The organism is Lactobacillus gallinarum, assembly GCF_002160635.1.
In the GTDB taxonomy this organism is placed as follows: Bacteria; Bacillota; Bacilli; order Lactobacillales; family Lactobacillaceae; genus Lactobacillus; species Lactobacillus gallinarum.
The window spans coordinates 23,191-31,354 of sequence record NZ_NFKZ01000020.1 but is presented as its reverse complement, the minus strand read 5'-3'; the positions used below and the strand labels follow the sequence as shown (position 1 = coordinate 31,354).

Sequence of the window (8,164 nt, the reverse complement as noted above, 5' to 3'; positions counted from 1 at the left end):
CCGTTAGATGCTGTTAAGAAATTATCAAGGTTAAGGTCAATGCCAATTTGACTTTGCGTCTTAGGCAAGGCTTTAACAAAGGCAATATCGCTGCCTAATTGCATTGATAAGTAGAATTGGTCATCAGCGGTCTTTTTTATCGTCACTGTCCCAATTCTAGTTGGAATGTGATTAACCAGACGCTCTTTGATTAGCTTTCTAAAGTCGGCAATGCGGACAATTCCCAGCTTAGGCAGTTTAACGTGCTTAGCATCAATAAACCTAGCCGTCCCGTTATCAAGAAAAGCTTCTTTTTGCTTAGGATATTGACAGTTGGTATGATATGACCAGTCGCTGCGTTTTTTGTGAAAAGTCGGAATTCCATGCCCAATCTTGCGATAGTTATTCCAAGCTTTCTGGTAGTTCTGAATAGCGTTGGCAATAGCGAGGCTATCAATTTCTTTAACACGTAAAAAGCTATAAGTATCGCGGATATTCTTAGGCTTAGCCAATAATTCATTATTGATGACTACTGTTTCTGCCAGTTGGGCTTCATAGCTATTAAGAGTAGAAAGGGCAAAAGGCATTGCTTGATATTGTCTAACAGCTAAATAGTGCTTAGCATGATAATTGCTTCGATTGCGTCCTACATAAGAGTTGTAGACAAAGCGCTGCGCATCATAGTTTAGCTTGATGATTTTCTTTTGCTTAGAACTAGGATAAAAGCGTAGTTTGATACCAAAATGATAGGCTAAACTGCTCATTCTTTTCATGATTTCGCCTCCTCATAGATTAGATATTTATATTTTACAGGATAAGCGAACATATGTCTCTATTTTTTAAATAAAAAAGCTGACTGCTAGGTCAGCTTGGCCCTATCCATCCCCGCATTAAAATACGGGGATTTTCGGGCGTTTTTCATTAAAATGCTCATGAAGCCAGCTACTGAAGCAATAATCGCAGGGCCATACACAATAATCTGCATCCAGCCTGCCATAAAGCCACAGATTCGGCCATATAAATTTTCAATATATACATATAGCCCACCAGTGTATGACATCTGGGCTCCAATTTCGGCAATCGTTAGCCCACCGGTAAGTGTGATCAGTCCACCAAAAATCCAGGCGATAATTGCCATAGTACTTGAACCTGCACTATCTAATACGGAAGCTTGCTTAAAAAATAGACCTGAGCCAATGATGGTACCGATTACGATGGAAATGGCTGAACCAAAACCAATTGAGCGTTTTAGGTTATTGTTGGGTTGTTTATCTGCCATAGTTTTCCTCTATAGAAAAAGCCTGAACCTACTTAATTATCATGAGTAGATTCAGGCTATGAATTATCTGTATGCCAAAACTACTCAAGTTCAGTTAGAAGAACTTGAGCTAGATGAAGTTAACATTGCCTTAGCGTCTAAATAATTCATGATGATAGTCCTCGTTTAAAAAAGATTTATATTAGAATATCGTGAATATTTTAATGAAGCAAACTATTTTTGATTAAAAAAGAGCCAGGTTTCCCTGACTCAATTTCATATAAATTAAGTTTTATGCAAATACTTCTTCGATGTTCAAGTTAACTACGAATGCATTTGGAAATTCAGTCTTAGCTAAAACTTTCTTTGCATAGTCATCATCTTCGTGAACTTCTGCAGTAGCAAGTACCCTAACTGCAGTGTGTGATGGAACATCAGCTGCAACAAGAGCAACCTTTGAACCGCGCTTAATGTTTTCGTAAGCTTCACCCTTAGTCTTTTCAAGGTATTGTAAGTGGCTTGGGTCTAAGACTGTCATTGAGCCCTTAGGACCAACTTGTGGGTTACCATCAGCATCAACAGTTGATAAGTAAACTAAATTATTCTTGAAAAGGTTTGCTTGTTCTTCAGTAAGTTTGTTAGTGTTTAATTTTTTCATAGACAATACATCCTTTCAATTTATCGATATACTAAGTATACATCAATTTGATGAGACCGTAAAATAGTTTGTGTAAGGAGTAAGTGTCAGACTTTAAAATACCTACGATTTCAGTTACAATTAAATTCATAAAAGACCAGTTTCTAATATGTTTTTTTGCTTAACATCAGACTACTGGTCTTTTTGTTTTGGAGTCAAGTCCTAAATTGGATTTGGCTCCTTTTTAATTTGTAACTAAGCGTCACCGCAAACTACTTTACACTTAGTTGATTAAAAAAGAGCCAGGTTTCCCTGACTCAATTTCATATAAATTAAGTTTTATGCAAATACTTCTTCGATGTTTAAGTTAACTACGAATGCATTTGGAAATTCAGTCTTAGCTAAAACTTTCTTTGCATAGTCATCATCTTCGTGAACTTCTGCAGTAGCAAGTACCCTAACTGCAGTATGTGATGGAACATCAGCTGCAACAAGAGCAATCTTTGAACCGCGCTTAATGTTTTCGTAAGCTTCACCCTTGGTCTTTTCAAGGTATTGTAAGTGACTTGGGTCTAAGACAGTCATTGAGCCCTTAGGACCAACTTGTGGGTTGCCGTCAGCATCAACAGTTGATAAGTAAACTAAGTTATTCTTGAAAAGGTTTGCTTGTTCTTCAGTAAGTTTGTTAGTATTTAATTTCTTCATAGACAATATATCCTTTCTGTTTTATCAATACACTATAAGTATACATCGATTTAATAGCAGGTGTTAGGGATTTGCTTACATCCTGATTTTTATTTAACAAAATGCTTTTATTACTATAAATAAGCAAAATTAAATTTTCATTTTATTTTAAAAAATGCTATGATTTAACCAACTAAAAAACAAAGGAGAAACATATGAATTTAGCAAAAATCCGCGGCGGTGCTGGTGATATCACCAAGCCCGATCTTAATGCCCGCATTCAAGATAACTTATACTTAGCCGTTAACTCTGACTGGATTTCTAAAGCCAAGATCCCTGCCGATCGTCCATTAATCAGTAGTTTCAGTGAAATTGATTTAAAAATCGAAAAAGAATTGATGAACGACTTAGCTGATTTTGCTTCTGGTAAAAAAGCTTTGCCTGATATTCCTAACTTTGACAAGGCAATCGAAGTTTATAAATTGGCTAAGGATTTCGCAAAAAGAGACACCGATGGCTTCAGACCTGCCCAAGCTGATCTTGAAACTTTAACCAACCTAAAAGATGTCGATGACGTCAAGCAAAATCTAGCAAAATTATTCTTGCGCTTTAGCTTTCCATTTTTATTCGAAGTTGAACCTGATCGTAAGAATACTAAGATCAATTCCCTCTCCTTCGATCGCAACTCATTGATCTTGCCTGACACTACTAGTTACCAATCACCTTCTGCTAAGCAACTACTCGATGTTTGGCAAAAGCAAACTGAAAACTTATTAAAGATGGCTGGTGTTGAAGAAGCTACTGCTAAGAAATACGCTACTGATGCGATTGCACTCGATGCTAAAATCGTTAAAGTAGCCAAGTCAGCCGAAGAACGTGCCGATGATGTAGCTCTTTATAACCCAATCAAGACTAACGAATTTGAAGAAAAGACCAGTTCTTTAAACTTAGGTCAATTACTTGATCAGCTTTTTGAAAAGAAGCCAGATTACGTTGTTGTACGTGAACCAAAATTCTTAGACCACTTCAACGAATTATTTGATCAAGAAAACTTCAATGAACTTAAAGGCTGGTTAATCTCTACTTTCATTAACAAAGCTGCAGCATTTTTATCAGAAGATTTCCGTCAAGCTGCCTTCCCATTCAAGCAAGCTACCTATGGACAAAAGGAACTACCTAGTCAAGAAAAGGAAGCTTACTATAAAGCTAATAATTTGTTTGATGATGTAATCGGCGTGTATTATGGTCGCACTTACTTTGGTGAAGATGCCAAGGCTGACGTAAAAGATATGATTCACCGCATGATTGATGTCTACGAGCAGCGTATCAGCAATAATGACTGGCTCTCACCTACTACTAAGGAAAAGGCAATTACCAAGTTGCGCGCCTTGGTTTTAAAGATTGGCTATCCTGATAAAATCGACCATGTTTACGATTTGTTCCAGATTACCCCAGCAGGTGAAGGCGGCAGTCTTTACAGTAATCAAGCAGATATTCGTGAAGTCGGTTTGAAGCATAATTTCGATAAACTGTACAAGCCAGTTGATCGCAGCGAATGGTACATGCCAGGCAACTTGATCAATGCTTGCTATGATCCACAAAGAAATGATATTACCTTCCCTGCTGCTATTTTGGAAGCTCCTTTCTACGATATCCATGCTTCTCGTGCCACTAACTACGGCGGTATTGGTGTGGTAATCGCGCATGAAATCTCCCACGCATTCGACAACAATGGTGCTAAGTACGATGAGTTCGGCAACATGAAGAATTGGTGGACTAAGGAAGATTTTGCGGAATTTGAAAAGCGGACTCAAGCTGAAATCGATTTGTTCGATGGTATCAAGTATGGGCCTGTAACTCTTAATGGTAAGCAAATTGTTAGTGAAAATATTGCCGATCAAGGTGGTTTAACTGCCGGTATTGAAGCTAACAAGAATGAACACGGTGATATGAAAGAATTGTTCGAAAACTATGCTCGCATTTGGGCAAGCAAAGAATCTCCTGAAATCATTAAGACAATTGCCGCTTTCGATGTTCACGCTCCGGGTCCTGAAAGAGTCAACGTTCAAGTACAATGCCAACCAGAATTCTACAAGGCCTTCAATGTCCAAGAAGACGATGGTATGTGGCTTGATCCTGCTAAACGCGTAGTCATTTGGTAAAAATCTTATTTTAAATAATAAAACTCAAATCCTATTAAATCTTGGTGTTAATAACCCTGGATTTAATAGGATTTTTTTGCTTCATTAAGCATCGCTATTTCCTAGGTACATACAGTTTGCTTGATTTTTATTTATTTTTTAGTTAGTATGGAAATGAATGTAAGGGGTTACATTAGCATAACAACGTATATATCTAAAAGTATTCGCTAATGTAACTAGAGATTTTTTACCTAGCCAAAAAAGGAATAGAGGAATAATTTTTATGAAGAAAATTTTAGCAATTAATTCAGGTAGCTCTTCTTTTAAGTTTAAGCTTTTTACTTTTCCCGATGAAAAAGTAATTAGTGAGGGCCTGGCCGATCGAGTCGGACTAGAGGGTTCAACCTTTGCCATTAAAGTTAATGGTGAAAAACATAAAGAAGAAATCGCAATTCCAGACTCTGAAACTGCGGTCACAATTTTACTTAAAAAGCTCAAGAAATATAACTTAATCAATGATCCTAAAGAAATTATTGGAATCGGACACCGGATTGTTGCTGGTGGTGAAGAATTTAAGGATTCAGCGCTAGTTGATCAGGAGACGCTCAAGAAAATTTATGATTTGAAGCAATACGCTCCTTTACACAATGCCGTAGAAGCTGACGTAATTAAGGCCTTTATGAAGTTCTTGCCAGATGCAGCTGAAGTTGCTGTCTTTGATACTTCATTCCACCAGAGTTTAGATAAAGTTCACTATTTATATTCTCTTCCTTACAAGTATTATAAAAAATATGGTGCAAGAAAGTATGGTGCTCACGGCATCTCCGTTAGATATATTAGTCAAGAAGCCGCCAAAATTTTAAACCGTGACCTTAAAGATTTAAGATTAATAGTTTGTCACTTGGGATCCGGTGCTTCAATCACTGCTGTTAAAAACGGTAAATCCTACGATACATCAATGGGCTTCACTCCAGTAGCAGGAATTACAATGAGCTCTCGTTCAGGTGATGTCGATCCCTCCCTACTGCCCTTTATTATGAAAAAGGAAAACTTAAGCATTGAACAAATGATGAAAATTCTGAATCATAAATCAGGCTTACTTGGTATTTCAGGAATATCACCTGATATGCGTGATTTACGTAGTGATGTGACTCCTCTATCTGGTGAGAAGAAGGTTCGTGCTGACCTAGCTCGTAATATTTTTATCAATCGAATCGTTCGCTATGTCGGTGGCTATATTCTTGAAATGGGCGGACTTGATGGCATCATTTTCACGGCTGGCGTTGGTGAACACGATTACCGCGTTCGTGAAGGTGTTATGGATTCATTGAAGCTCCTAGGCTTAAAGCCTGATCTTGCCGCTAATAAGAATAATGATACGTTCATCACTAAGAAGGATTCTAAGATTATTGGGATGGTAATTCCAACCAATGAAGAATTAATGATTGAGCGCGATGTAGTCAGAATTGCTGGATTGAAGTAGAATTTTGGATACTTATTTTTCAAATTAAAGAATTTGAGATAAAAGAAAAATGATATCTTTGCATGTTGCATTGATATCATTTTTTAGTAATTTAAGAATAATTGTTCACCTTCTTAAACCAATAATCCGAATCACTATTTAATTTTTCAAAATCTTCCTCAGATAATTTTGATTGATCTTCATTCTCATGTTTCATGGATTTTTGTTCAGCCGTTTCTAGCTTCTTTTTAAAATCCGTAACATAAGAATCATTGTTAACTTTACGTAATACAGGCGAATCTATTGCAAAATCAATAATCTGAACAGCATCGTTAAATCTATGTTCTTTTTGATACATTATTCTTAATCTGTTTGCTGCTCGATAATTAATAGCAACACACGTTAGCCATAATTTTTCTGCCTTATCCCACTCACCTTTTTTGTATTCAAGATCAGCACTATCCATTTTTTCAGCAGAATTATTCCAAATCAGATCTTCCATTTTTTCTTGTGAACTTCTTGAGCTATAGGAGCTGATCTGATTATTCTTTAAAAATTTTCTTGTCAATTTAAGCTGTTCTGTAGCATTTCTTATTTGCTTATCAGTTGACATTGGGTAACCTGTCTTAGAATTTATTCGTTTAGGCTTAGCAATTTTCTTCTTGCTTTTATCCTTCTTTGACTCTACTGCCCTCTTTATTTCAAGAAATCCTTTCACTTGATCATGAGCTTTTTGCAATTCGACATATATATCATGACAAAGTTTTCTATCAGATAATGGATCTGGCATTAATAGATCTGGCCGATTATTATCTTTTCGTAATGAGTAATTTGAAAACATATAAGGTTCTTTCTTCAACTTTTGAATATTTAAAAGTTCATATTCAAAATATTCTGAACCAAACTCTCTCTTCAAGCTTTCAATCAAAGCTTTTTTGAATAATTCTGGATACTCTTTTATATAATATCGATTTCTAAAATCAACCTCTGTAGCCAATGATATTAATTTGTCAGCAGATAATCTATGACTCAATAAAATTTGAAGTTTTATATCACATTTATTCAAATCAACATATTTGAGTAAATCTAATCGCTTATGAATAAAGAATATGTATCCAATAGATGTTGAAGAATAATAGTCAAATGAACCATTATTAATTTGACTTTGAAGTTTTGAAATAATTTTAAGAGACTCTTCTAAATATTCATCATGTAATATATGACGTTCTAAGCAATACAACAGCAGAAAAGCAAAGCCAATATCAGGAATATTTGATAAATCTGTTGATAGCCAACTTAAAAATCCGTCCCTTTGTTCAGGCGTTAATTCTGAATAACTAGGATAATAATTCAACTTTTGAAATTGACCTTCTGCAACTGGAAAATTTATCGAAATAGCTGATGGTTCTCCTACTTCTGAATCAATATTCTTTAGTTGACCATCAGTGAAATACAATAATGGTAGAATTTTGGGATTTATATTATAACTTTTATTTCCTGCTACTAAATTTCCTTCATGTACAACAGGTTTAGCAGTTGGTAGTTTAGATGTATTAGGCACATCATTTTGGTCTACATTCACTGTATTAGAAGAAGTGATTTTATCATGTTTCTTAAATAACTTAACTAGTAGCCAAACTATTCCGCAAACAGCAAGAATTCCTAAGGTTATATGAATGTTGGCTAAGCATAATATCAATATTACTATCCAAAAAATCCACCAGAGACAGGAACTAGATGATTGTTGACTTCCCTGACCTTGTGTAGTTCTTTTCTTGTTCTTAATTGGTTTTAAAGTATCAATACTTGTTCGATGATAAACCGCATTATACATGCTACGTTTTGGATTTTTAATGAATCCTGTGCCTTTTTTACCATATCCTGGTATGATCGCTCGTTTAACTGCTCTCTTAGCCCTACCTGTAGTTCGTGCTTTAAACGATGCCTTCAGTGATGGCTTGCGAAATACACTTCTTCTTCTCATTACTAATTTTCCTCAAAAT

6 protein-coding genes and 1 pseudogene are annotated in these 8,164 nt (G+C 35.8%); 2 read left to right on the top strand and 5 right to left on the bottom strand.

Going from position 1 to position 8,164, the window contains the following annotated elements; genetic code table 11:
- From B5E95_RS07265 to B5E95_RS07250, 4 genes and pseudogenes are all read right to left on the bottom strand, one after another.
- Positions 1-752 (bottom strand): RNA-guided endonuclease TnpB family protein (locus B5E95_RS07265; RefSeq protein ID WP_162606882.1); only part of this gene is annotated, 752 nt, incomplete at its 3' end.
- Positions 753-892: 140 nt separating this feature from the next.
- Positions 893-1,258 (bottom strand): annotated as a pseudogene (locus B5E95_RS07260) (amino acid permease); the annotation flags it as partial.
- A 271-nt stretch (positions 1,259-1,529) separates the two neighbouring features.
- Complete coding sequence (locus tag B5E95_RS07255) at positions 1,530-1,895, bottom strand: pyridoxamine 5'-phosphate oxidase family protein (RefSeq protein WP_025006431.1); 366 nt, start codon at positions 1,893-1,895, stop codon at positions 1,530-1,532.
- Positions 1,896-2,213: 318 nt separating this feature from the next.
- Positions 2,214-2,579 carry a pyridoxamine 5'-phosphate oxidase family protein gene (locus B5E95_RS07250; protein WP_087236068.1) on the bottom strand — a complete coding sequence of 122 codons (366 nt, stop codon included), beginning with the start codon at positions 2,577-2,579 and terminating at the stop codon, positions 2,214-2,216.
- Positions 2,580-2,773: 194 nt separating this feature from the next.
- Between B5E95_RS07250 and B5E95_RS07245 the strand changes: the two genes are divergently transcribed.
- A complete protein-coding gene (locus tag B5E95_RS07245) occupies positions 2,774-4,720 on the top strand; it encodes a M13 family metallopeptidase (RefSeq protein ID WP_087236066.1) in 1,947 nt (648 codons plus the stop codon).
- Positions 4,721-4,982: 262 nt separating this feature from the next.
- Positions 4,983-6,182, top strand: a complete 1,200-nt coding sequence (locus tag B5E95_RS07240; protein WP_087236065.1) for an acetate/propionate family kinase — start codon at positions 4,983-4,985, stop codon at positions 6,180-6,182.
- Between the two features lie 91 nt (positions 6,183-6,273).
- Here B5E95_RS07240 and B5E95_RS07235 read toward each other — a convergent pair whose 3' ends face one another.
- On the bottom strand, positions 6,274-8,145 hold the full coding sequence (locus B5E95_RS07235) for a TerB N-terminal domain-containing protein (protein ID WP_087236063.1): 1,872 nt from the start codon (positions 8,143-8,145) through the stop codon (positions 6,274-6,276).
- Positions 8,146-8,164: the final 19 nt, after the last annotated feature.